This is a genomic window from Psychrobacter sp. PAMC 21119 (genome assembly GCF_000247495.1).
GTDB classification, from domain to species: Bacteria; Pseudomonadota; Gammaproteobacteria; order Pseudomonadales; family Moraxellaceae; genus Psychrobacter; species Psychrobacter glaciei.
In genome coordinates this window covers 73,502-99,921 of the sequence record NZ_AHVZ01000006.1, presented here as the reverse complement: position 1 = coordinate 99,921, position 26,420 = coordinate 73,502, and the positions used below count along the sequence as shown (strand labels likewise).

The 26,420-nt window shown below is 42.5% G+C and carries 21 protein-coding genes; 12 read left to right on the top strand and 9 right to left on the bottom strand.

Annotation, left to right across the window (positions count from 1 at the left end; all coding sequences use genetic code 11):
• Positions 1-177 precede the first annotated feature (177 nt).
• The 5 genes from RH96_RS01550 to RH96_RS01530 all read left to right on the top strand — a co-directional run bounded on the left by RH96_RS01550 (position 178) and on the right by RH96_RS01530 (position 6,121).
• Positions 178-1,818: an ABC transporter substrate-binding protein gene (locus RH96_RS01550; protein WP_010196428.1), complete on the top strand. Its 1,641-nt coding sequence runs from the start codon at positions 178-180 to the stop codon at positions 1,816-1,818.
• 176 nt (positions 1,819-1,994) lie between these two features.
• Entirely contained in the window at positions 1,995-3,011 is a 1,017-nt protein-coding gene (locus RH96_RS01545; protein WP_010196426.1) for an ABC transporter permease, read from the top strand.
• A gap of 143 nt (positions 3,012-3,154) precedes the next feature.
• Complete coding sequence (locus RH96_RS01540) at positions 3,155-4,069, top strand: ABC transporter permease (protein WP_010196425.1); 915 nt, start codon at positions 3,155-3,157, stop codon at positions 4,067-4,069.
• A gap of 1 nt (position 4,070) precedes the next feature.
• Positions 4,071-5,153, top strand: a complete 1,083-nt coding sequence (locus RH96_RS01535) for an ABC transporter ATP-binding protein (RefSeq protein ID WP_010196423.1) — start codon at positions 4,071-4,073, stop codon at positions 5,151-5,153.
• The gene (locus RH96_RS01530) at positions 5,150-6,121 is read left to right on the top strand and encodes a peptide ABC transporter ATP-binding protein (protein WP_010196420.1); all 972 of its coding nucleotides are present in this window, start codon (positions 5,150-5,152) and stop codon (positions 6,119-6,121) included. The genes RH96_RS01535 and RH96_RS01530 overlap by 4 nt, the downstream gene beginning before the upstream one ends.
• A 12-nt stretch (positions 6,122-6,133) precedes the next feature.
• Here RH96_RS01530 and RH96_RS01525 read toward each other — a convergent pair whose 3' ends face one another.
• Positions 6,134-7,180 carry an NERD domain-containing protein gene (locus RH96_RS01525; protein ID WP_010196417.1) on the bottom strand — a complete coding sequence of 349 codons (1,047 nt, stop codon included), beginning with the start codon at positions 7,178-7,180 and terminating at the stop codon, positions 6,134-6,136.
• 221 nt (positions 7,181-7,401) lie between these two features.
• Between RH96_RS01525 and RH96_RS01520 the strand changes: the two genes are divergently transcribed.
• Complete coding sequence (locus RH96_RS01520) at positions 7,402-7,824, top strand: hypothetical protein (protein WP_010196414.1); 423 nt, start codon at positions 7,402-7,404, stop codon at positions 7,822-7,824.
• A 71-nt stretch (positions 7,825-7,895) separates the two neighbouring features.
• On the top strand, positions 7,896-10,154 hold the full coding sequence (locus RH96_RS14470; RefSeq protein WP_010196409.1) for a tetratricopeptide repeat protein: 2,259 nt from the start codon (positions 7,896-7,898) through the stop codon (positions 10,152-10,154).
• Between the two features lie 138 nt (positions 10,155-10,292).
• Here the strand turns inward: RH96_RS14470 and tkt are convergent, their stop codons facing one another.
• The 3 genes from tkt to serS all read right to left on the bottom strand — a co-directional run bounded on the left by tkt (position 10,293) and on the right by serS (position 14,064).
• A complete protein-coding gene (gene tkt / locus RH96_RS01510; protein ID WP_010196406.1) occupies positions 10,293-12,290 on the bottom strand; it encodes a transketolase in 1,998 nt (665 codons plus the stop codon).
• Positions 12,291-12,383: 93 nt separating this feature from the next.
• On the bottom strand, positions 12,384-12,764 hold the full coding sequence (locus RH96_RS01505; protein ID WP_010196404.1) for a hypothetical protein: 381 nt from the start codon (positions 12,762-12,764) through the stop codon (positions 12,384-12,386).
• A 13-nt stretch (positions 12,765-12,777) separates the two neighbouring features.
• Positions 12,778-14,064: a serine--tRNA ligase gene (gene serS, locus RH96_RS01500; protein WP_010196401.1), complete on the bottom strand. Its 1,287-nt coding sequence runs from the start codon at positions 14,062-14,064 to the stop codon at positions 12,778-12,780.
• Positions 14,065-14,502: 438 nt separating this feature from the next.
• On the opposite strand from serS, the gene RH96_RS01495 reads away from it, so the two are divergent.
• Positions 14,503-15,162 carry a YcxB family protein gene (locus RH96_RS01495; protein WP_010196398.1) on the top strand — a complete coding sequence of 220 codons (660 nt, stop codon included), beginning with the start codon at positions 14,503-14,505 and terminating at the stop codon, positions 15,160-15,162.
• A gap of 240 nt (positions 15,163-15,402) precedes the next feature.
• The gene (locus tag RH96_RS01490) at positions 15,403-15,888 is read left to right on the top strand and encodes a Dps family protein (RefSeq protein WP_010196396.1); all 486 of its coding nucleotides are present in this window, start codon (positions 15,403-15,405) and stop codon (positions 15,886-15,888) included.
• Positions 15,889-16,011: 123 nt separating this feature from the next.
• Here RH96_RS01490 and RH96_RS01485 read toward each other — a convergent pair whose 3' ends face one another.
• The 3 genes from RH96_RS01485 to RH96_RS01475 form a co-directional block, all read right to left on the bottom strand.
• A complete protein-coding gene (locus RH96_RS01485; protein ID WP_010196394.1) occupies positions 16,012-16,719 on the bottom strand; it encodes a DUF2057 family protein in 708 nt (235 codons plus the stop codon).
• Positions 16,720-16,790: 71 nt separating this feature from the next.
• Complete coding sequence (hda, locus tag RH96_RS01480; protein ID WP_010196392.1) at positions 16,791-17,594, bottom strand: DnaA regulatory inactivator Hda; 804 nt, start codon at positions 17,592-17,594, stop codon at positions 16,791-16,793.
• A 326-nt stretch (positions 17,595-17,920) separates the two neighbouring features.
• On the bottom strand, positions 17,921-19,024 hold the full coding sequence (locus tag RH96_RS01475; RefSeq protein WP_010196390.1) for an AI-2E family transporter: 1,104 nt from the start codon (positions 19,022-19,024) through the stop codon (positions 17,921-17,923).
• A 350-nt stretch (positions 19,025-19,374) separates the two neighbouring features.
• Between RH96_RS01475 and purM the strand changes: the two genes are divergently transcribed.
• On the top strand, positions 19,375-20,424 hold the full coding sequence (gene purM / locus RH96_RS01465) for a phosphoribosylformylglycinamidine cyclo-ligase (RefSeq protein ID WP_010196388.1): 1,050 nt from the start codon (positions 19,375-19,377) through the stop codon (positions 20,422-20,424).
• A complete protein-coding gene (gene purN / locus RH96_RS01460) occupies positions 20,424-21,116 on the top strand; it encodes a phosphoribosylglycinamide formyltransferase (RefSeq protein ID WP_010196386.1) in 693 nt (230 codons plus the stop codon). Before purM ends, purN begins: the two co-directional genes overlap by 1 nt.
• A gap of 155 nt (positions 21,117-21,271) precedes the next feature.
• Here the strand turns inward: purN and RH96_RS01455 are convergent, their stop codons facing one another.
• The gene (locus tag RH96_RS01455; RefSeq protein ID WP_010196384.1) at positions 21,272-22,645 is read right to left on the bottom strand and encodes an NAD-dependent succinate-semialdehyde dehydrogenase; all 1,374 of its coding nucleotides are present in this window, start codon (positions 22,643-22,645) and stop codon (positions 21,272-21,274) included.
• A gap of 373 nt (positions 22,646-23,018) precedes the next feature.
• Positions 23,019-24,008 (bottom strand): LysR family transcriptional regulator, encoded by a 990-nt coding sequence (locus RH96_RS01450; protein ID WP_010196381.1) that lies wholly within the window; start codon positions 24,006-24,008, stop codon positions 23,019-23,021.
• 783 nt (positions 24,009-24,791) lie between these two features.
• On the opposite strand from RH96_RS01450, the gene RH96_RS01445 reads away from it, so the two are divergent.
• Entirely contained in the window at positions 24,792-26,378 is a 1,587-nt protein-coding gene (locus tag RH96_RS01445; RefSeq protein WP_010196379.1) for an isocitrate lyase, read from the top strand.
• Positions 26,379-26,420 lie beyond the last annotated feature (42 nt).

The following is a 26,420-nucleotide window of genomic DNA, read 5'->3' as shown; positions in this document are numbered from 1 at the left end:
GTTTCTAATAGTATAAATTAAAGTTATAACAACTCATAAAATGTTTCTTTTTGTATATATTCAAAATCATATTAATAGACATTTTCAAGGTTATTAAATGCTTGCTCATTGTATTCATGATCGAGTACGAACATGTAGATATACGAGTAGCTACCTATCACTACATAGGATGTAATAATGCAGAACTCACTCTTCAAACTTACGATGTTGACGACGCTTGCCTTGGGTATTAGTGCCTGTAGTGGAGACAACAAAACCACCGATGACTCTGCTGCCAGCTCAGATGCCAAAGCAGCTAAAACGTTGCTCTATTGCTCAGAAGGTAGCCCCGCTGGTTTCGATCCGGCACAATATACGTCAGGTACTGATTTTGATGCGAGCGCCTTCCCCATCTATAACGGCTTGGTAGAATTCAAAAGAGCGGGTACCGAAATTCAACCAGCCTTAGCCGAAAGCTGGGATATTAGCGAAGATGGCAAGACTTACACCTTTAATCTGCGTAAAGGCGTCAAATTTGGTAAGACTGATTACTTTACTGCTACCCGAGATTTTAATGCAGATGACATTCTCTTCACGCTAGAACGCATAACCAACCCAGACTTTGACTTTAACAAGGCCTATCCTGCTGAATTCCCATATTCTGTCGGCATGGGACTGCCTGATATCATCTCCAATATCGAAAAGGTGGATGATTATACTGTCAAAATTACGCTCAGCGAGACCAATGCACCATTTTTACAAAACCTAGCGATGCCCTTTGCTTATATCAACTCTGCTGAATACGCCAACAAACTAATGGCTGATGGCAATGCCGCTGATATTAATACCAAGCCAGTGGGTACTGGACCTTTCGTCTTTACTTCCTATCAAAAAGATGCACAAATTCGTTATACCAAGAATCCAGATTATTGGAACAAAGACGACATCCATATCGACAATCTGGTCTTCGTTATCACCAAAGATTCAGCGGTTCGTGCTCAAAAAGTGCAAGCGGGCGAGTGTCATGTATCTGCTTACCCAAAACCTGCCGAAATTGAATCTGTCAAAAAATCAGGCAAAGCCACGGTCCTTGATCAGCCTGGCTTCAACGTCGGCTACGTCGGCTACAACGTGGAAAAACCTAAGCTGAGTGATCTGAAAGTCCGTCAAGCATTAGATATGGCCATCAATAAAGACGCTATTATCAATGCGGTCTATCAGAGCGAAGGTCTCAAAGCGACCAATCCTATGCCGCCAACGCAGTGGGGCTACGACAAGTCCCTCAAAGATGCGCCTTATGACGTTGAAAAAGCAAAAGCCCTTATCAAAGAAGCCGGTGCAGACAATCTGGCTATCAATCTATGGTATATGCCAGTTCAACGACCTTACAACCCTAATGCCAAGCTCATGGCTGAAATGCTCCAAGCAGATTGGGCTAAGATTGGTGTTGATACCAATCTTGTGACTTACGAATGGGGTGAGTATCTAAAGCGCGCTGCTAAAGGTGAGCCAGATGTCATTCTAGCGGGTTGGACGGGTGACAATGGTGATCCTGACAATTGGCTTGGTTCATTATTGTCTTGTGACGCTGTCGGCGGTAACAACTATTCGCGCTGGTGTAATAAAGACTTTGATAATTTAGTGACCAATGCCCGTCAGATCAACAATCAAGACGAACGCATCAATGAGTATGAGCAAGCTCAGCAGATATTCAAAGAGCAGCTACCTTGGACGACGATGGCGCATTCAGTTGTGACGGTATTCACCGCACCAAACGTAGTTGATTATAAAATTAGCCCGCTTGGCTCAATACGTTTCGATGGTGTGAAAGTCGAATAATCTTAACTGATTAATTTCGGTACGACATATACGATTGATTCATTTATATTCGGCTGGGTCAGATACTCTGCTCCAGCCGAACTCATATGAGTTAAGCGCTTCGTTAAGCGTTCTGTCACCGACACTCTCATCACTACCAATACTCTAATCATTGAACCACAACTATTGAGCAGCCCATGCTACTTTATATTCTGCGTCGTATTGCCATTCTCATTCCTGTCTATCTTGGCTTAACGCTATCAACCTTTACTCTCATTCGTCTCGTACCTGGAGATGCCGTCGAGATTATGATGGGTGAGCGTATGGTTGATCCAGAGCTACATGCTCGTGCCCTAGAAAGGCTAGGATTAGACAAACCTCTCATCGTCCAATATTGGGATTACTTGACCGGTATCTTAACAGGTGATTTTGGTGAGTCCTTCCGCACTCGAACCCCCGTATTACAAGATTTCTTTGCCCATTTTGTACCCACTTTAGAGCTGGCGTTGTGCGCCATCGTCATTGCTAGCGTCATTGGTGTGAGCTTAGGCATCTTTGCCGCGCTACGCCGTGGTACTTGGATTGATTACACCCTCATGTCAGGGGCGCTGGCAGGATACTCTATGCCCATCTATTTATTAGGCCCTATCCTGACCGGCATATTCGCCCACTACCTAGGTCTACTGCCCGTTGCTGGGGTGATATCTGTGGCACAGTTTTTAGATGTCCAGCCATTGTATGGATCATGGCTGCTCGGCTCGCTGAGCTCGGGAGAACCTGGCGCATTTTGGAACGTGGTCAAGCACTTTATCTTACCTTCCATTGCCTTATCGACTATTCCGCTTGCCATGATTGCACGGATGACGCGCTCAGCAATGCTAGAAGTACTGGATGAAGATTATGTGCGTACAGCCCGTGCCAAAGGCTTATCACCACACCGCGTGATTATGGTGCACGTGATGCGTAATGCTTTGATCACTGTAGTTACCGTGGTTGGCTTACAGATGGCGACATTGCTCGCGGGTGCAATTATTACCGAGACCATCTTTAGTTGGCCAGGCGTTGGTAATTGGCTACTCGATGGGTTTTTCACTCGTGATTATCCGATTGTACAAAACGGTATTTTATTGGTCGCCACTGCCTTGATTTTGGTTAGTTTATTTATTGATATTTTGTATGGTCTGATCAATCCACGTATTCGACATACTTCTTAATCTAACGTTGATAAATACTCATATTATAAATAGTGACGAATAGCGATTGCATGGTTTTGAGTGACTTTTTAGCACATTTTAAATGTTTGCTAAAAATGCGACTCTATATATTTGCAACGCGTTCGCCACTGTAGGAAATGCTCATGAAGCCTTCTGTTGTTCCCTCTGATCTTAAGCTGGCGGCTCTCACACCGCCCTCGTCTTGGCAGCTATTTTTATCGACGTTCTGCCGTAACAAAGGCGCGGTACTTGGTTTTATCGTACTGGCACTGATGGTGCTTGTGGCCATACTTGCGCCCGCTATTGCCCCTCATGACCCTTATGAATTATTTACTGGTCAAGAGCAATTGCCACCTGCCTTTTTGGATGGTGGTAATACGATGTTTTGGCTAGGTACGGATGATGCTGGACGAGACACCTTATCTCGAGTGATGTATGGCGCGCGTTATTCATTGTTTATTGGTCTAAGCGCCACCACTTTGGCGATGATCGTTGGTATTTCACTAGGACTTAGTGCTGCATTTTGGCCAAAGGTTTGGGGCAAAGCGGTCATGCTGGTCAATGACATCTTGATGTCTTACCCAAGCTTACTATTGGCCATCATCATTGCCGCTATCTTAGGCCCTTCGATGACCAATACGATTATTACCATCGCTTTGGTCTGTACGCCGCCTTTTATTCGGCTGACTCGTGCTACGGCAATGGTAGAGCTACAACGTGAATACTTTATTGCCTCACAAGTGATGGGTGCTGGCGTGCTCAGATTGTTGTTTATCACCATTTTGCCTAACTGTATGGCACCGCTCATCGTACAAGCGACGATGATTTTCTCCTCTGCTATTTTGGAAGCGGGCGCGATTGGTTTCTTGGGCTTTGGCGTACAGCCACCGGATGCAGAATGGGGCGCGATGCTCGGTACAGCACGTCAGTATATTCAGAGTAATGTTTGGCTCGCTATTTGGCCGGGTGTCGCTATTTTCTTAGCCGCATTGTCAATCAACCTCACTGGTGATGGCTTACGCGATGCGCTAGATCCTAAACTGAAGCAGGTGACCTAAGATGACGGATATATTAGATAAAACAGTGGTAACAAATGCTGCCTCGAATGGCTCATTGATTAAACCAGCACCATTATTATTAGATATCGAAAACCTGTCGGTTACGTTCGGTCAAGGAATACGTGCCTTTCGTGCGGTAGATGATGTGTCATTGAAAATCGCACAAGGCGAAGTCATCGCCGTCGTAGGTGAATCCGGCTCAGGCAAATCGGTCACGATGATGGCACTGATGGGGCTACTACCACCTTCTGCAACAGTCCGTGCTCAACGGGTGATGTTTGATGGTAAAGACATGCTTGGCATGCCTCCAAAAGAGAGGCGCGGCATCATTGGCAAAGACATCTCAATGATCTTTCAAAATGCGATGTCTTGTCTAAATCCAAGCTTTACGGTTGAGATGCAATTGGGCGAAGTACTACGCAAGCATCTTGGTTTACGAGGCGCGGCAGTGCAGACACGCATCTTAGAACTGCTAGAATTGGTCGAGATGCCCGATGCTAAAAACCGACTCAAAGTCTATCCGCATCAACTATCAGGCGGGATGAGTCAAAGGGTCATGATTGCGATGGCAATTGCCTGTGAGCCAAAACTGCTTATCGCAGATGAACCAACCACTGCACTCGATGTCACGGTACAAGCGCAGATCATGGATTTGCTGAGTCGGTTACAACGTGAAAAACAGATGGCAATGGTATTAATCACCCACGATTTGGGACTAGTCGCGCAGAACTCGCGTGATGTCGCGGTCATGTATGCCGGACAAGTGGTCGAAACCAGTACCGTACCAGAGATTTTTCAAAAGCCTGCGCACCCTTATACCGAGGCGTTACTGCAAGCAATCCCAGAACTGGCTATCGGTCAAGACCGTCTAAACAGCTTACCCGGAGTCGTGCCCAGTCAATACGATCGCCCGAGCGGTTGCTTGTTGTCTCCTCGCTGCCCGTACAAAGAAGCTGCTTGTGAAGTGCCACCGCCTATTTTAGATACGCCCAATGGCAAGGTACGCTGTATTCACCCAGAATTACCGAGCTTGCCTTCTCACCAGTCTAACCCTCACGCTGCTACATTGGAGTCACAAGTATGAGTAATAAAGTGGTCCTAAAAGCAGACAATCTACACAAGCATTACCCCGTATCTCAAGGTTTGGGCAAAGCAAAAGCTTACGTAAAAGCGCTCAATGGCGTGTCGTTCGAACTTGAAGCTGGCAAGACGCTAGCAGTCGTGGGTGAGTCAGGCTGCGGTAAATCCACCCTTGCCCGTCAGTTGACGCTCATTGAAGAGCCTACTCATGGCGAGCTATTTATTAACGATGAAGGCACCACTGGCTATAGCAGAAAAGCGCTAAAAGAGCTGCGTACCGAAATCCAAATGGTGTTTCAAAACCCTTATGGCAGCCTCAATCCACGCCATACTATCGGTTATCAATTGACTGAACCGTTAGATATCCATACCAAACTGTCCAAAGACGACAAGCGTGACAAAATCAACGAGATGATGCGAAATGTGGGTCTGCGTCCCGAGCATGCTGGCCGCTATCCGCATATGTTTTCTGGAGGTCAGCGCCAACGTATTGCCCTCGCCCGCGCCATGATGCTCAATCCTAAAATCGTCGTCGCTGATGAGCCTACTTCCGCGCTCGATGTATCGATTCAAGCACAAGTTCTAAATCTATTCATGGACTTGCAGGATGAGTATCGTACTGCTTACGTCTTTATCTCGCATAACCTATCGGTCGTACGCCACGTCGCTGATGATGTGATGGTGATGTATTTAGGTCAAGCGGTCGAGCATGGCCCGAAAGAAGCGATTTATAATGCGCCAAAACATCCATATACCATTGCTCTATTGGCTGCGGCACCGACTATCAGCGGTCATAAGAACGATTTGACCCTACAAGGCGAGCTACCAAGTCCGCTCAATCCACCGACTGGCTGCGCCCTGCACAAACGCTGTCCGTATGCCAAGCAGCAATGTAGCGAGATAGAGCCACAACTGCGCGAATGGGATGGTCGATTGGTTGCTTGTTTACGCCTGGAAGAAATATATGGTTAAGAGAACTAATACCTAATCAATATTGACCACACCTCGGCACTTAGGAAATTGACTACAACCAAAAAAGGCCTGACCTTGATTCAGGCCTTTTTTTGCAGTGCGTTCAACCATTTCGCTGTTACATTTCGGGCAAGTTGGCGCTTGGACGAGATTAGCGGTATGGGCTGTCGCCTCAAATATTGCAGGTGATTCCATCTGTGGCTCAGGCTCTACAACTTCAAACGGTGTGAGAAACATCTTATCAGCCATATCATGCGATATACTGGTATGTGATGTAGTTGTCTGCTGAGTATTCATACTGTCAGTTGGTAAATCGCTAGATTCAATCTCAGTCTGACCAGACCATTGCAGCACTTCTTTGCTTTTCAGCATGGCTCGTTTAGCGGGCTCTTTTACGATTGGCTCAGGTATTGGCTTGATAGTAGTTTTAGCAACTGGCTTGTCATTAGCGTTACCGTTAGGCTGCTTATTTGTATTCTTGCTTGGATTATTATGCTTGTCTTTTAGATAGGCTTTATGCTCTCGATTGGTGCGCCAAGGCTTGCTAAATCTGTTGCTATTAATCTGCTCAACGATGGATTTAACCTCGTCTTCAGTCAGTATCTTATCTTGCTTCTTCTTCACATAAGACACCATACCACCTGTCAATACATGCTCGGGCAACTCATTGCGGGTTTTTAATTCGCACTCACCGATGAAAGCAATCATCGAATGGAAGTAACTCAGCTCCAAGCCTAATAAGTCTGCGAGCGTCTTGATGTGCAGATAATTTTGGCGCAGTGGGTTCTGAAATTTGAATTTACTGCCATTTGGGAATGCTTGTGTCCATTGTCTTTGCTTTTCGCTACCATATATCCAACCTTTATAGTTTTTGGTTTCAATGACAAAGATGCCGTATACGGAGACGATGATATGATCGATTTGGGTGCTACCACCATTGGCTCTTGGCAAGGTGATACCGTTTAATCGGTGGTAAACATCTTTTTCAAGCTTTAACCACATGGCAACGTTGATAACGGTCTCGCCGAGGAAACCTTTGAAGGTAGATTTGAGAGACATGGTGATAATCTTTATAAGTAGATTGACAAGGCAGATAGTTTTTGGATAGAAACTTCAATCATCCCTAATATAGCTTTTATATTCTTTGGTTAGCTAGCTAAAACCCTATACAGAGTAATGCTCGAAAAAATTTATTACTAAAATATTGTACATATAATATTTGCTACCTATACTTAGTGAAATCAATACTTCAAATAATAACTTCTACTGGAACAATTACTATGGTTGAATCACTTTTTCTGAGCGTCTGCGCCAACTATATCTACGACTATTTAAAATTAGCTTTACCGATTACTAAAGATAATTTGATTGCATATTTTGCCAATAAAGATTGTACTCTTAGTGAGCAGAATGTTCAGCGAATAATTGATGTAATTCAAGAAGAACAATTAGATAATCAAACTAAACAACTGACCCAAGAAGATTTTATTCGAAATCTTGAAAACAATAATGCAATGCAACAAATAGTTAATGATATTAGCAATAGTATCGATAACAGAGTCCAGATAAATGCACATAACAGTACCGTGAGTACAGGGACTAACCACAACTTTAGTGATAATAGTCGTCAAATCAATACTAATGGTGGAGCTTATAATGAAACTAATCACTACACACAAGTTAGCAATGAAAAAAAGCTCTAAGGCTACTACCACCCATAGCTAGTCCAAACTTCATTGGACGAACTAACGAGGTAGCGGCCATCACAAGTGCCATGCAAAGTTATCAAAGCCCAGTATTATTACAGGGTATGGGCGGCATAGGTAAAAGTGAATTAATGAGTTATTGGGTACATCAAGTCTCTAATCAAAAGATAGCAGGAATTAACTATCAACATGTTATTTACGTTAATTGTAGTAACGATATAGAAACAGGTTTTCTAACCAACTCTAATATATTGGAAAAACTTGGTATCAGTGACCAGATAGAAGATAAAGACACAGATAAGCTGTCTATTATTACTGCAGCTCTAAATCAACTTGAACACTTATTACTAGTCCTTGACGATTTACCGTGGAATGAACCAGCCATAACTAACTGCAATGCACAACTAGCTTACCTCAAAACACTATCTTGCCAAATAATATCTACTTCACGCAGTCAAGACTATCAACAGTTTCAACCTATCAATATTAGCTCATTATCTGAAGATGAATGCATAAATCTGTTTGCAAAGTATAGTAAAGTAGCCTTTATAGAAAATGATAGCATTATTAAAAAGATTATTGACCTAGCAGGAAGACATACTCTGACAATAGAGTTACTAGCCAAAACGGCATATCGTCAACAATATACGCCAGCCGAGTTATTGGACAAACTAAAGACAAACAAGTTCAACATTAATACCAAAATACGTTATGACAAAGATTTGAATTCTGCGTATGAAGATATCGATACTGCATTAGGTAAATTGTTTGCAATTTCTGGACTAACTGAGCAACAACAAAAGATTCTATATCATTTATCGCTAATGGATAGTCAAGTAGTTAGTTTAGACTTGCTTAATAAATGGCTAGGCAACGATATTATAAACGATAGAAGCGTGTTGATTGATTTAGTGACTAGTGGTTGGTTGCAAGAAGCTCTTACCAATGACAACTTAGACAGCAATAGCCAATCTCAAGTAGCAAAATCTAGACAATATTATTTACACCAAGTGGTCAGCCATACGGTTGTTAGCCAATTTTGTTATAAATACGAGAATGAAGCTCGTAACAATTTTTTCCGACCAGTTGCTAGAAATATTAAGCAGTATTATAAAAATTTCGACACCTATTCAACTAATCACCAACGATTACACAATAGAGAACCACAAGAATTACAACTAAAAAAGGCCTGCTTGCCAGCACTAGCAGCCTACCTACGTAATAGTGTGCATTTCACTAGCAACGCGGAGCAATTGGAATATTTCACTATTACTCTAAATGATTTTACTTTGTTCTGTGGACAGCAAGGTATATATACGCTTGGTCTCACTTTGCTGTTGGATTGTCTAGAACATATTAAATCCACTTTAGGTAAACAAAATCTCCAATATTCAAGTAGTCTCAATATTCTATCCAATTTATATGAAAAAATTGGAAATTACCAACAGGCGCTACTTTTATCAAAGCAGTCTCTTACTATTGTAGAAACTCAATTAGGTAGGCAACATCCAGATTATGCGACAAATTTAAATAACTTGGCTGGATTATATGAAACTACAGGCAATTATGAGAAAGCATTATTACTATATAAACAAGCTGTTGATATCGTAGAAAAAAAATTGGGTAAGCAACATCTTGACTATGCAACAGTCTTAAATAATTTGGCCTGCTTATACAAGAGTATGGATTGTTACGAAGAAGCAATACCCCTATTTAAAAGCGCTTTATACGTTAGGAAAATTCAACTTAGTAAATATCATCCCGACTATGCTTCTAGTCTTAATAACTTAGCTCTTGTGTATGAAAATCTTGGTGAATACAAGTTAGCACTACCTTTATTTAAGGAAGCTCTCGAAATTATAAGTAATGAGTTAGGTGAGCAACATCCTTATTTCGCTATTACACTTAATAATTTGGCTCTTGTATATAGAGGTATCAGTGATTATCAACAAGCTTTGGCTTTACATAAAAAAGCCCTTGCTATTATAAAAGATCAGCTAGGTGAACAGCATCCAGAGTATGCTTCTGCTCTAAATAATATATCTCTTGTATATAAAGAAATGGGTGACTACAGTCAAGCATTTTCTTTTTGCAAGCAATCTATAAATATCCGGAAAACACAATTAGAGGAGTATCATCCTAGTTATGCTATGAGTCTAAATAATTTAGCTAGACTGTTCGAAAGTACTAATGATTATAAACAAGCATTACCTTTATATGAACAAGCTATTACTATTGCAGTACTGGCATTAGGTGAAGAGCATCGATATACACAGGGTATCAAATACAACTATTTGCGAGCAAAAATAGCGAATAGTAAAGAATAAATCTCTGTACTGATATTTGTTGACATGCAAGTACTTTTCCAAAAAACCATTTTAAATAATGCTGAATATTAACCATAAAAAGAGCCACCAGATTTCTCCGGCAGCTCTTTTTTCTAAACGCTAATTAATTTAGGTTTATTACACCAAACTATTTACCGCTTCAACCACAGCATCAGTCGTGATACCAAACTCTTTATATAGATCGCTAGCTGGAGCAGATTCTCCATAAGTGGTCATACCGATGACTTTACCATCTAGACCAACGAACTTATACCAGTAATCTACATGCGCCGCTTCTACTGCTATGCGGGCACGGATATTGGCAGGCAATACGGCTTCACGATAGCTAGCATCTTGCTCAACGAAAATCTCAGCACATGGCATAGAGACCACACGGACGCCAACACCATTTGCGCTCAATGTCTCGTATGCTTCCATCGCTAGGCCAACTTCTGAACCAGTAGCGATGATGATGGCTTGTAGCTCACCTTGCTCTTTCGCAAGTACATAACCGCCTTTGGTGATGTTCGCTACTTGCTCTCTATCACGTGCTTGATGTGGCAAGCTTTGACGACTAAAGATTAACGCTGATGGGTTGTTTTCAGACTTAATAGCTTCTACCCAAGCGCTTGCAGATTCAGTCGCATCACACGGACGCCATGTGCGTAGATTTGGCGTGGTACGTAGGCTAGTCAATTGCTCAACTGGCTGATGCGTTGGGCCATCTTCACCCAGACCGATAGAGTCGTGCGTATAGATATGGATGACGCGCTGCTTCATCAATGCGCCCATGCGTACCGCGTTTCGTGCGTATTCCATAAACATCAGGAACGTCGCTACGTAAGGGATAAAGCCGCCATGTAATGCGATACCATTGGCAATCGCAGTCATACCGAACTCGCGTACACCATAATAGATATAGTTGCCGTCAGCGTCTTTTTCGATGCCTTTAGCACCTTTGAATAGCGTCAAGTTCGAGCCAGCCAGATCCGCTGAACCGCCTAGCAATTCTGGCAATAATGGCTGTAAGGTATTGATGGCATTTTGACTGGCTTTACGGCTGGCAACATCGCCGCCCGCTTCTTGCGTTTGCTGAATATAGGCTTGTGCTTGGCTATCAAAGTCAGCAGGCAAATCACCATTTAGACGACGCAATAGCTCAGACGCCAGTTCAGGATAGGCTTTTTTATACGCGTCAAAGTCCGCATCCCAGTTCTTTTGCTGGACGTCGCCTTTGGCTTTGGCATCCCACGCTTCATAGATTTCATCATCTAATTCAAATGGGGCATGCTTCCAAGACAATGCATCACGAGTCAAAGCGATTTCGTCATCACCTAGTGGTGCGCCATGACTGGCTGCTAGACCCTGTTTATTCGGGCTACCAGCACCGATCGTGGTTTTGCAAATCAGAAGACTTGGTTTGGTAGTCTCTTTTAGCGCTTGCTCAGTTGCTTGCGTGATTGCATCAGCATCATGACCATCGACTTTGATAACTTGCCAGCCATAAGACTCAAAACGCGCTTGCGTATCATCAGTAAACCAGCCTTCGACATTACCGTCGATTGAGATACCATTGTCATCATAGAAGAAGACCAGCTTACCAAGACCTAACGTGCCAGCCAATGAGCAAACTTCATGACTGATACCTTCCATCAAGCAACCATCGCCTAAGAATGCATAGGTGTTATGGTCTACGACGTTATGGCCTTCACGATTGAACTGCGCGGCTAAAGTTTTTTCTGCAATTGCAAAACCAACGGCATTAGCAATACCTTGTCCTAGTGGACCAGTAGTCGTCTCGACACCTGGTGTATAGCCAAGCTCAGGATGACCTGGAGTTTTTGAATGCAGCTGGCGGAAACCTTTCAGATCATCGATGCTCAAATCATAACCAGATAAATGTAGCAATGAGTAAATAAGCATTGAGCCATGGCCGTTCGATAAGACAAAGCGGTCACGGTTATGCCACTGTGGATCGGTTGGGTTGTGCTTCAAAAACTTGCGCCACAGAACTTCAGCAATATCAGCCATGCCCATCGGAGCACCTGGATGACCAGAATTGGCTTTTTGAACCGCGTCAAACGACAGTACACGGATGGCATTGGCTAATTTACGTTCGCTAATTGGAGCTGGCATAGAGTGTCCTAAGATTAAAGGAGAGTTTACTTGATTGAAAAAAGTTATTGAACTAAATTTGCTTAGATACTGGAATAGATGGCTCATTATAAACTAAGTGGCAACAATTTTCCCTGTTACGCCTAATCCACAACTTGATCGGGTCACATAATAAAAAATCAACTGACCGTTAACGACTTCAATATAGTGTTTCTCAAATTCTTGATAGCAAACATATTGAAGCCATTTCTCCTCTAGATAATCTGCCATTTGCTGATGGCTTACATTGTGCGCAAAGTTGCAACACAACGTGAGCATACAATTTGCATCATCATGACGCTCTTGATAAAGAAAGTCGCAACCAAGATTGTTTTCCATACAACAGAAATACACATTGGCATCTATTTCAAAGCCTAACAAATTGTCGCCACTACTTTGACCGTGGATGAGATATTGTGAGTAATTGAGCTGATCAATTGTAGACAATGTATTCATGACGTGACTATTATCAAACTTCTATTCTTTCAGCACCGCCCATAAACGGACGCAATACTTCTGGAATGGTGATGCTGCCATCTGCGTTTTGATGGTTTTCCATCACTGCCAGTAGTGTACGACCGACGGCCAAACCTGATCCATTTAAGGTATGAGCCAAACTGGTTTGCTTGCCATCTTTGACACGAGTTCCCATACGGCGTGCTTGGAAATCACCACAGTTAGAGCAGCTTGAGATTTCACGGTACGTATCTTGGCTCGGTAACCAGACTTCGATGTCATAAGTCTTTTGTGCGGCAAAGCCCATATCACCAGTACATAGCTGTACCGTGCGGTATGGCAGGTTTAACTGCTGCAAGATATATTCAGCTTGTCCAGTCATTGCCTCTAGCAACTCATCAGACTGCTCAGCCGTCGCAATATTGACCATTTCAACCTTTTCAAACTGATGCTGACGGATCAAACCACGAGTATCACGGCCATGTGAGCCTGCCTCACTACGGAAACAAGGCGTATGCGCGGTAAACTTAAGTGGCAACTCGCTAATATCCAAACGCTCGCCACGTACCAAGTTGGTCATTGGCACTTCAGCGGTTGGAATCAAATAAAAATCCATGTCTTCGTTATTAGTATGGTTTTTTAGCTTAAACAAATCATCTTCAAACTTAGGAAGTTGGCCTGTACCTTTGAGGCTGTCTGAATTCACAATATAAGGCACATAGGTCTCAAGATAGCCGTACTTCATGGTATGGGTATTGAGCATAAATTGAATCAGTGCGCGATGCATCTGTGCCAACTGTCCTTTTAGCACATTAAAGCGACTACCAGTCAGCTTGGTTGCGGCTTCAAAGTCCAGCATACCAAGTGTCTCTCCAATATAAGTGTGATCTTGAATCTCAAAATCAAACGTACGCGGCGTACCCCACTTACGCACTTCTACATTATCCTCTTCTGACGTACCCACTGGCACATCGGCTGCTGGAATATTAGGGATTTGCATGCCAGCTTTGGTGATGCGTTCTTGCAAAGTGCGCAATTCATCTTCAGCCGCTTTAATCTCACCGCTGACACTTTGCATCTCAGCCAATAGCTCACTGGCGTCTTCGCCCGATTTTTTTAGCGCGCCTACTTGCTTAGCACCAGCATTACGGCGCGACTGCAACTCTTCAGTTTTGATCTGCAAGGATTTACGTTCTGACTCGACCGTTTGCCAAAAATCCATGTCAAGTGCATAACCACGAGTGGCCAACTGCTGTTGTAAGTCGATTAAATCGCCGCGTAAGAGTTTCGGATCAATCATAATAGTTGCCTGTAACACTAAAGGTGAGTAAAAGGGTTAAAAATATTATTAATATAATAATTGCTTAATGCCTGCGCCGCTATGTTTTGCATCAATATATCTTGTAGACGCTATAATACCAAGACGCAGCAGATTTGACCATGTTTTGGCTACTTTTGACTAAGTTCTCATCTATTACTTTTATTGTCTATAGAAAATCACATTTGTCTTAAATACATGGCCTAACGTTCAGCTCACCCAATAAGCCTCGCCCCTCTCTATAAATGCCATTAATATCGCGTCTATCAGCGAACAGACCTGCTTATATGTTTCATTTAGGAATACTTTTCGGTAAGATAAGCGCATACCTTTCTTACATTTTCAGCCAAGTACCGCATAGCTGCTCCACTTTGGCGATTTAAATCCAACACTTTTAACACAAGTATTTGAGAAACCTTTATGGCTCTGTATCCTTACACGCTCCAACCTGTCGCCTTAAACCTGACTGAGGCTGAATTTCACCAAGCACAGTATGAACTGTTTGCCAGTGCCAGTCCTTCATTTGGTCTATCAAGTTTAAAGACCAAAGAGTGGATCATCATGGCGGTGGTGGTGGTACTCGCGATTGCAGGGTTAATCTTTGTCACCGGCTATTCCACGATTATCTTTTGGGTCATGTTGGTTTCAGTGGTAGTTTATTTGTTGGTTCGCACTTTAGGTTTTAAATGGTACGTCAAAAGAGAGTTCGAAAAACAAGTGGCAGATCAAGAGATGCCAGATGAGATGCGCCAAATGAAGTTGGGTGTACAAAAGCATGGCTTAGTGATGGCAATGCCCGTCAATCAACCTGATATGATGAAAAACTCACAAATGCGTGGCATGCAAATGCGCGCGAGCAACACTCAACAAGCCGTTATACCTTGGACTGCTATCAAAAGCTGGGATGAGACGGACGACTATATCTTTATGATGTTTGAGATGAAAGGTCAACAAGGCAGTCAGATTGTCCCTAAACGTCTACAAGCACAAAAATTTCCTATTGATACGGTACGTCAGCATTTGCAAGAAGTGATCCCCGTTAAAGGATTAAACCCTGAGAATCTACAACCACCAGCATAATGACAGTCCGGTCTCTTTAGCATTTGTATGCATGGTAGAGAGAGTTACGTTGGTTTTATAAAACCAATCGTAAAATTACATTTATTAAATTTAACTTATTAATAATAGTTTGCTATTATTATAAGCATCAAAGGAAGAGATAGAGCTTACATTGATATATTTTGTATATTGATTGACTAGAACCACTACTCTTCTTTATTTAATCCCGTATAACAACACTCACACTATAAGGACAATACTATGAGTAATACTAATAACGCTACTAACCAGATCGGTCTAGAAAAAGCAGACATGAGCGAAGTCATCGCACAATTAAATAATCTATTATCAACGTATCACGTGTTTTATTTAAACGTACGTGGCTACCATTGGAACGTAAAAGGTGAGCACTTCTTCACCTTGCATCCAAAGTTTGAAGAGCTATATACGTCACTACAACTTCAAATTGATGAAATCGCTGAACGTATTCTAACTTTGGGTGGTACGCCACTCCACGCTTATAGTGATTTTACGCAGCACACTAGCATCAGTGAAGACAAAAACGTTAAAGATGGCACAAGCTGTGTCAAAGGCGTGGTCACTGGGTTACAAGCCTTAATTACAGAGCAACGTCAAGTATCAGCGTTGGCAGCAGAAAGTGAAGATCAAGGCACCGCTGACCTCGTAGATGCCTATGTGCAAGAGCAAGAAAAGCTGATCTGGATGTACAACGCTTTTTTGGGTTAATAACCATCAGATCACGATAATTTAAATAATAGTCGAATGTAGAACAATAAAAAGCACCCGATATGGGTGCTTTTTTATTATCAATAATTTTTTCTTATTATCAATACTTTATAGAGTATTGATTTACTGTTGAATCCACTGACGCATTTTTTCGCGCTCTGCAGGGGTTGCTTGTAGCCAAACCTGCATAAATGCATCTAACGTGTTGGTAGAGGTATTCACACTCGTAGCCTGTTTAACAGGAGCCGCTGGCGCTATGCTGACATTGCTTTGGGCAGTGACTGATGGCTGACCAATAGCCGCAATCGCACGCTGGTTTTGTAATTCTGCATCAGTGCTACCACCAAATACACCGCCTATCGCTTTGCCCAATCCAGCAAATAAACCACCGTCGTTGTTTGCAATGCTTTTTTGACTAGCGACAATAGTATTGTTCTGCTGCACTGCGAGGGTCGGTTGATCCGCATACTCTTTGGCTGCTTCATATTTTTCTGGTTGATTGGGCATGGTCAAGCGGTATGTCTGATTGTCTGCCAACTCTGCTGTCACGCTAATGTTCCCTGAACGCAGATAATCATGCTCGTCACGAGGTAACTGATACAGTCGGTCATATTTCGCGGTGATAGCGTGCTGACCAGGCTGCAAAGTGAATTTTTTTGTCAATGGCTGAAAGGCACTCTGTTGAACTTCTTGACCATTGATGGCGGTCACTTTGATATGATCATCGACGAGCAAAGTAACAGCGGCATGTGAGAGCATAGACACCGATCCTGCACTAATTAGTAAGGTGCTGATGGTCAGTTTTTTTAGTAAAGAAGCATTGGTTTTCATAAGTGGTTCCATTGATAATAAAGGCATTGATAACAGCAGTATTTTGAATAAAATAAATTACATTTTGAATATTAAAAATCAAGTGGCATCGTATGTTGGTCTTGACTGGCGGCATCATTGTCCACTTGCGTTTCTTGGGCAATATCTGCAAGCTCCGCCGCTAGCGTTTGCTCATCAATCGTACGCAAGGCATCACTGATTACCGCCTTAGAGATATTACTACGCCCTAAGTTTGAGAACATCGGCTGGATGTAGTTGAGCACCTCCATCATGGCACCGATACGATGCGGCCCTTCGGTAAGTAGATAATCAATAATACGCTCATCAAACTGCCAACCGCGACGACGCAAGATAGACTGCAACAAGGCTTGACGATCAGCGAGATCGTGACCATTCGGTACTTTAAAGGTAGGCGCTTGTGCCAAACGAGTGAGCAGGTCTGTCAGCTGAAACGGTAAGTCAGTGGCAGATTTATTGGCGGCAAATAATAACTGGCGCTGACCTTCACGGCTGCGATTAATGAGATGGAATAAGGCTTCTTGCCACTGACTGCTCTGCTCCAGCACTTCCAAATCATCGATTGCGATAAGGTCGAAGTTCTCTAAAGATGAGAGCACATGGACATCGGCATGAATCAACTCGTTGAGTGACAAACAAATCGCGGATTTGTCCATCTCAATGAAAGACTCACAAATAGCGGATAGTAAATGGGATTTGCCAGTAGCGGGGCTGCCAAACAGGTACAACTGACCAATCAGGCCGACATGTAGCTGCCGCACTGCATCAATAATCGACATCCAACCGGGACCGGCAAAGTCACTGAGACTCGCATCATGCTTAATGTCCAGATTGAGACTTAGCTGGGCTTCTGCCATGAATCATCAACTCGGTTTGCGTAGCGCAATAGGTAGAAAAGGAAAAAGGTTCGGTAACTTTTAAACAGGCTTAATCAAAAACGCTTAAACAGATTTGAAGTTTTCATCAAGCTTAGTCCAACCTGACAATTATCAAAACTGACGACGCTTGTCAAAACCATCAATAGTAACGGCTATTACCGCTACTACTGCGCCTATATATAACATATTTGCAAAATGACTGACAAGTCTTTTACTTACTAAGCTTTGTCAGTCATGATTTATTGAACCCAAGCATCATGCTTATTATCTAGTAAATTTATCAACTTTCAATGACAAGATGTTCATTATTTTTTAAATAACACCAACTGTTTGCGACCTTTATAAAAGTCCGTGGAGAGATAATAACTGTATAAATGGCGGAATAATACGTTAATGACCGCGGATACTGGTAGCGCGATAAGCATACCAACGAAACCCAGTAGGCTCGCGCCAGCTAGTACCGCAAATATAACCCATAATGGTGACAATCCAATTTTATCACCTAGTAATAAAGGCTGTAGGATATAGCCCTCTGCGGCTTGTCCCACTAAAAATGCACCAACAATCAATGACAGATATGTCCAATTTAAGCCGAATTGGAACAAACAAGCGATAATTGCCGCGATAAAACCAATCCCAAAGCCCAGATAAGGTACGAAGCTGGCGATACCAGCCACCATCCCGATAATAAGACCTAGCTCCAGCCCAATAAGTTGTAGCTGTACGGCATAAATGGCACCCAATAAGACCATCACCAACAGCTGACCTTTGATAAACGCCATCAATGCCCGATCACACTCTTGGGCAATACCAATGACTTTTTTGCAGTATGGTGCTGGAATCGCCATCTTCCACATCTGCAGGCGTTTGTCCCAATTGAACAAGAAATAAAAGGTCAAAATGGGCACTAAAACAATCAATCCTGCATTATTGATAAAACTCATACTCGAAGCAAGCACTTGACTCATCATCGAGCTGGCATCAGAGAACTTATAGTGCGTTTGCAGGTATTCAACCAACGTTTCAGAAACGCCCTTCGCTTCTAGTAGGGGTAAGCGGATATTAGTATTGGCGATCAACCACTGGCGTACTACCTCATTGTACCAGCTCAACACTTTAGGCAAATATTCCCAAGCCGCTTGTAGCTGATGCCATAATGTTGGTATCAACCACCAAAGCAGCAGTACCATCCCCAAGGTAATGGTAGAATAGACAATAATAATAGCTATCCAGCGTTTGATGTATTTCGAGAGACGCTTAACCAGCGGATTGAATAAGTATGCGAGCACAAAAGCAAAAACGAACGGCAGAATGACTGGTAGCATTAAATACAGCAAAACGAAGGTGATGATAAGTGCGACGACGATAAATAAGCGCCGAAAAAAAGGGTCAATCGATTGGTTGATCATTAAGGGCTATCCTACAAGTAAGCTGATATCGATAACTTAGCGTTAAAAAGGCAATTTTATTGCTACCAAATAACTGTCTGGTTATCTTTACGTCTATAAATTCTAAGTGCTTTGATTCTAAGTACTTTATTATCGCAGAGTAGATAAAAAAAGCAGTCATTTTTTGTTTCTTAGCGTTTAATTTACCGCTTATCTTTAATCTTAGCCGAATATTGGCAAGTTGCTTTGCGAGTGAGGTCTATTATTAGGTATAATGCGCCCACTATCTTCGAACTTTATAACCTTGATTTTTGCATAATCAATTACTTTACCTTTTAATTCTAATTATATTCCCCAACTGTGAGATGACTATGAGTGACAAGCCTTCGTTAAGCTACAAAGATGCCGGCGTTGATATCGATGCAGGCGATGCATTGGTGCAGCGAATCAAGTCCGTAGCAAAAGCCACGACTCGTCCTGAAGTCGTGGGTGGGTTGGGTGGTTTTGGCGCGTTGTGCCGTATTCCAACAGGTTACACCTCACCTTTATTAGTCTCTGGTACTGACGGTGTCGGTACTAAGCTCAAGCTTGCCTTACAGCTGAATCGTCATGAGACGATCGGCATCGACTTGGTAGCGATGTGTGTCAACGATTTATTGGTGTGCGGTGCTGAGCCTTTATTCTTTTTAGATTATTATGCAACTGGTAAACTCGATATCGATGTCGCTGCGACTGTCGTCAGCGGCATTGGTGATGGTTGTAAGCTGGCTAATTGTGCACTTATCGGTGGCGAAACCGCTGAGATGCCAGGCATGTATCAAGACGATGATTACGATCTTGCTGGATTTTGTGTGGGCGTGGTCGAAGAAGCTGAAGTGATCACTGGCGAAAATGTCGCGGAAGGTGATGTATTAATCGCTCTTGCCTCAAGTGGTGCTCATTCAAACGGCTATTCATTGGTTCGTAAAGTCATCGAAGTAAGTGGCGTTGACGTCACTACTAGCGATGCACAATTAGACGGTCAGCCTATTCAAGACGCACTCATGGCCCCTACTCGTATCTATGTTAAAGCCATCAAAGCGTTGCAAGACACCCTTGGCAGTTCAGCCCTTCATGCGATGTCACATATCACAGGTGGCGGCTTAACAGATAACTTACCGCGTGTATTGCCTGAAACGCTAGCCGCTAGCATCGATACCAATAGCTGGCAGTTTTCAGAACTATTCACTTGGTTACAAACCCAAGGTAACATCGAACAAAGCGAGATGTACCGCACCTTTAACTGCGGTGTTGGCTTTGTTATTGTCGTGCCTAAAGATAAAGCTGAAGCGGCTATCAATATATTGAATGACGCTGGCGAAAAAGCATGGCAGTTAGGCGAAATGGTCAGTCGTGAAGTGGATGCAGTGGTGTACCGTTAATGTCCCTTGATCAATCAAGCAAACCCATCAAGCCGTTACGTATTGCCGTGCTAGTATCAGGTAGTGGTAGCAATCTACAAGTCTTAATAGATGCGATGCAAGCAGGCGCGCTACCGATTGAAATAGTAGGTATCATCAGCAACCGTGAAGATGCCTACGCTATCAAGCGTGCTGAGCAAGCCAACATACCTGTCGCCGTGTTATCGCATACTGATAGCGGTAAGCGCATGGCTATCAAAACCTTTGAGAGCCATGCTAGTGCCCAATTAACGGCGTGGCAACCTGACTTAATTGTTTTGGCTGGATTTATGCGGGTGCTGAGCGGCTCATTTATCGATAATGCACCAGCACCGATGATCAATCTTCACCCTTCTCTACTGCCTGTTTATAAAGGGCTAGATACTCATCAACGAGTGTTGCAAGCGGGTGAACGTCATCATGGCTGTAGTATCCATGTCGTCACCGCTGAGCTTGATGCAGGTCAAGTGTTAACCCAAGCGGTATTGAACGTCAATATCAATGACACAGCAGAAAGCTTACAGTCACGGGTACAGAAGCTTGAACACCAGCTACTGCCGTGGACGATTCTACTGTTAGCAAAAAATGTGTTATCGCTGGAAGTGGACAACATCTCGTCAAAGGCCACAACTTACTTGCCAGCGTTGCCTCTACAACTATTTATAGACGTATAAAAAACTCAGTTTTCTGAGTTACTTTTTTATATGACGCAATCTTTATAACACGATAAAAAGCCCAGTCACTCATAACGAGTAACTGGGCTTTTTTTATCTAACGATCATTTATATTTTAAAAATATAAACAATCATAAGCATTTTGGTATGCACTCTTAAAATACATGAACACCTTTGATGTTGACGAACTCTTTCACACCAAAGCCACCGTGCTCACGACCATAACCTGAGTTTTTCACCCCACCAAAAGGCAGTGCAGGATTGGCAAGACCGTAACCATTGATGTAGATCATACCTGTGTCGAATTGCTCACGTGCTAAACGAATGGCTTTCTCTTCATCTTTAGAGAAGATAGCACCACCTAAACCGTAGCGACTGTCGTTGGCAATACGCATAGCATCTTCTTCGTCTTTGGCACGAATGAGTGACGCGACAGGACCAAACAATTCGTCGTCATATGCAGGCTGACCTTTTTGCACATTTTCTAGAATCGTTGCTGGATAGAAACTGCCTTTACCTTCAGGAATTGTACCACCAACAGCGATGGTTGCACCTTTAGCCACACTTTTTTCTACTTGATTGTGGAGCTGCTCTCGTAGATCTATACGTGCTAGAGGACCGATGTCTGAACTGTCATCCATTGGGTCACCCGCTTTTGTGCCTTCAAATTTTTCGACGATGCGCTTACGGAATTCATCATACACGCTATCGACGACGATGAAGCGTTTGGCAGCCACACAAGTTTCACCGTTGTTGATCAAGCGAGCTTGAGCACAAGTTTCTACTGCCACTTCTATATCAGCATCTTCTAATACGATAAATGCATCATTTGAGCCAAGCTCTAGTACAGCCTTTTTGATCGCTTTAGCAGCTTGTTGTCCAACGATAGCACCAGCTGAGTCACTACCAGTCAATGTCACACCGCGTACTTTATCATGTCCAATCAACGCTTCTGATTGATCATGATCAATAATAATAGTGCGGAACAAATCGCTTGGTAAGTCAGATTCGTGAAGTATTTTTTCTATCAGTAAGCCTGAACCCGTCACGTTAGACGCATGCTTTAGCAGAATACTGTTACCAGCCATCAAGTTGGCAATGGTATAGCGAAATACCTGATATGCTGGGAAATTCCAAGGCTGCATACCGTAGATAATACCGATAGGCTGATACGATACGATACCTTTTTTCATGCCTTCGATATCACGTACATCGTCCGCTAAAGAAGCAACACCATTTTCAGCCGTATAATCACAGATTGCTTTACACAGGTCCAACTCTTGTAAGCTCTGGCTATAAAGCTTGCCACGCTCTTCGGTCATTAGCTTAGATAGCTCTTCTTTATATTCCATCAGCTTATCACCGATAGATTTGATGGCACGACCACGTTCTTCGTGACTCACCATGCGCCATTCTAAAAACGCATTATGTGAGGCATCAACAATTTTGTTGACCTCATCCGTGCTCATGTAATCGTAATTTTTAATCTCTTCGCCCGTGGTTGGGTTGATAGTAGTAATGTCTGACATAATTGCTGCCCTTGTTATTTGGTTTTATATATTTGAATTTTATATATTTAGTATAGTCGTGACTTGTAATTATTTAGTGGTCACGCTGATAGGACGACATGTCGGTAAGTCGTCTTCCATCTGCAGCTATAATAACAAGGTAATGGGCGAAGAGTTTTACAATATATTGTGAAGTGTGTTGAAGATGTTAATAGTGTGACTATCTTATTAATAAATAATTAAATATTGAATAATAATTTTTAGAAAAACTAAACAAAAAAACCAGCCTAACTATAAGGCTGGTTCATGGTCTGGACGAAATACGAGCTCGATAACGGTATTCTGAGCAGTTCAATATCTGATTGTATTGATTGGATAATTGCCTAGAAATCAACTAAAACAAGTGATTAATAATGGGAATATCTTGTGGTGGATTTTCTTCTTCGTCAACGATTTGACGTGCCACATGCATGATAAGCTGACGCAACCATCTATGTGCTGGATGATGCTGTAACAAAGGTGACCACGCCATAGTTAGCTCAAACTCAGGGATAAAAAATGGTGGTTCTTCCATCTTTATACTGTCGTTGTTGGCCTGCATTTTTGCCACACGGGTGGGCAATGTCGCGATCAAATCTTTATTGGCTGCCAGCATAGCCGGCATTTGGTAATGACGGGTAAAAACGCTGATTTGGCGCTTTTGTCCCAAACGTTGCAGTGCTTGATCGATAGAACCCAACCCGCCAGATTTTTCTGGGTTGACCCCAAACCCTACACCCATCCCAGTTTTGGACACCCAAACGTGTTGCGCTTTTAGATAATTTTTGAGATTGAAGCGGTTGGCATAAGGGCTGTCAGAAGACAACAAACAGCTAAAAGTATCACGCCAGACCAACACTTGGTGAAAGCTTTGCGGTATTTCATTAAAGCGGTTGATGGCCAAATCCACGCGCCCCTGCTCCATATCGCGATAAGAGACATCAGATGGCGTCAAGAAATCCAAGATAACATTGGGTGCTTCAGACCGTAATGCTTTTACCAGTTTGGGTACTAAGGTCGCCTCTGCATAGTCTGAGGTCATGATACGAAAGACACGTGAGGTACTATAAGGGCGAAATTCGGTACGTGGCTCTAGAACTTGGGTCAAGTCAGCCAATATCTCGCGGATACGGGGCTGTAGCTCAAGCGCGCGCTCGGTTGGCGTCATGCCTTCTGAGGAACGTACCAGTAATGGATCGTTAAATAGTTTACGTAAACGCCGTAAAATATTGCTCATAGCAGGTTGAGTAATGCCAAGCTGCTCGGCAGCACGTGTTACGTTTTTTTCTCGTAACAATACATCTAAATGTACCAATAAATTTAAATCAACCCGCTGCAAATTCATATATATTTCTCTTTGCCTTAGAATAAATACCATTATAAATATTGGTATTTTTAATGCTGTCATAGAGATTTATTCTCTAGAACCGCACAATATCGTTGTTTTTTTGATTAATATTTTCTAGTATTTGCCAATTATAACGCAAACCAGCAATCATAAGTCATTGTTTTTTATATATTATAACTAAATAAAATACCCAAGATAACTATCATAAATTAGATAAATCTTGGTAAGGCAGTTATAGTAAGTGACACAGACAAGTCATCATGTAAGCAAGGAACTGTCGGTTGAGATGCTGATTATAAGCCTTACTGACCATCACTATATTTTAATGGTCTATATCGATAGCAAAACATCATGAATTGACCATCAATACTACTAAATTAACTTTTAGACCATTATATTTTTTGGACGATAGCATTATTGATTATTGTAACACCTCTCATCGCCAATTATGAAATCACAACTCTATAATTGTTTTGGCAGTCTATAAAACATACTGAGTGAGCGCAAAGCTATCGCCCTGTACCAGACAATTTGTCAACTGCTGAGTTCAGCAAATTCCTTGTGTTTATAGGTAGGTTTGTTTAGGGTAAGTGGAGCTACGTTTGATAGACATTTATTTTTGGCGAATATGACCATCCATCCTTTTTAGTGATGTCCATTCTTATTAGATGTCGATAACGTCAATAAAATCTTATTCTATTTCTTTTAATAACAGACAGTCGTAATCATTTTTTATCACTTAATTTTTATCGTTTTTACACCCCACCAAGGAGACTATATATGTCAACTGTTTATAAGTCAGCGATCGATCTAGTACGTGAATTAAAGCAAAAGCACGGTAACTGGCAAAATATCAGCGAAACTGATGCTGCACGTATGATGGCACAAAACCGCTTCAAAACCGGTTTAGATATTGCAAAGTATACTGCAAAAATCATGCGCCAAGACATGGAAGACTATGACAACGATACGTCTCAGTACACTCAGTCTCTAGGTGCTTGGCATGGTTTTGTTGCACAACAAACGATGTATGCTAAGAAAAAATACTTTGGTACTACTGCTAAAACTTACATCTATCTATCAGGTTGGATGGTAGCAGCACTACGCTCTGAGTTTGGTCCTCTACCTGACCAATCAATGCACGAAAAAACGTCAGTACCTAAGCTAATCGCAGAGATCTATACGTTCTTACGTCAAGCTGATGCTAAAGTATTGAATGACTATTTCCGTGAGCTAAACGCTGCTGAAGAAGCAGGTCAAGACACCTCAGCCATTCTAGAAAAAATCGAAAACTTTGATTCGCATGTTGTGCCAATCATTGCTGATATCGATGCAGGTTTCGGTAACGAAGAAGCGACTTACTTGCTAACTAAGCAAATGATTGAAGCGGGTGCTTGTGCTATTCAGGTTGAAAACCAAGTATCTGATGCTAAGCAATGTGGTCATCAGGCTGGTAAAGTAACTGTACCGCATGAAGACTTCATCTCAAAAATCAATGCTATTCGTTATGCATTCTTAGAGCTTGGTGTTGAAGATGGTGTTATCGTTGCTCGCACTGACTCTGAAGGCGCGTCACTTACGCAAAAAATCCCAGTATCAAATGAGCCAGGCGATCTTGCTTCTAAATATATCGATTTTATCGAAATGGAAGAAGTAACGCTAGAAGATGCTCTAGAAAACGACAGCTTGCTTAAGCACAACGGCAAACTAGTACGCCCTGTTCGCTTGCAAAATGGCTTATATCAGTTCCGTGAAGACACCAACATCGATCGCGTTGTACTTGATTGCGTAACTGCTCTAGAAAACGGTGCTGATCTACTATGGATCGAAACGCCTACGCCAAACGTTGAACACATCAAAATGATGGTTGATCGTATTAAAGAAGAGCAACCAAAAGCGAAGCTGGTTTATAACAACAGCCCATCGTTCAACTGGACGCTAAACTTCCGTAAGCAAGTTATCGCTGAATGGGAAGAAGCTGGTAAAGACATCTCAGCATACAACAAGAATGACTTGATGAGCGCTGATTATGACGGTACTGAATTGGATGCAGCGGCTGATGAAGCGGCTAAAAACTTCCAAAAAGACGCGTCACGTGAAGCTGGTGTATTCCATCACTTAATCACTCTACCGACTTACCACACGACTGCTCTTAGCGTTCATGAACTTGCTAAAGGCTACTTCGGTGAAGAAGGTATGCTTGCTTATGCTGCTGGCGTACAACGTAAAGAAATCCGTGAAGGCATCTCTTGTGTCAAGCACCAAGCAATGGCAGGTTCTGACCTTGGCGATGATCACAAAGAAATCTTCTCAGGCGATAATGCTCTGAAAGCTGGCGGCGGCAAGAACACGATGAACCAGTTCTAATTACCGACACTTTGTAAGTAGTTTTTATCAGTAAAAGTTATA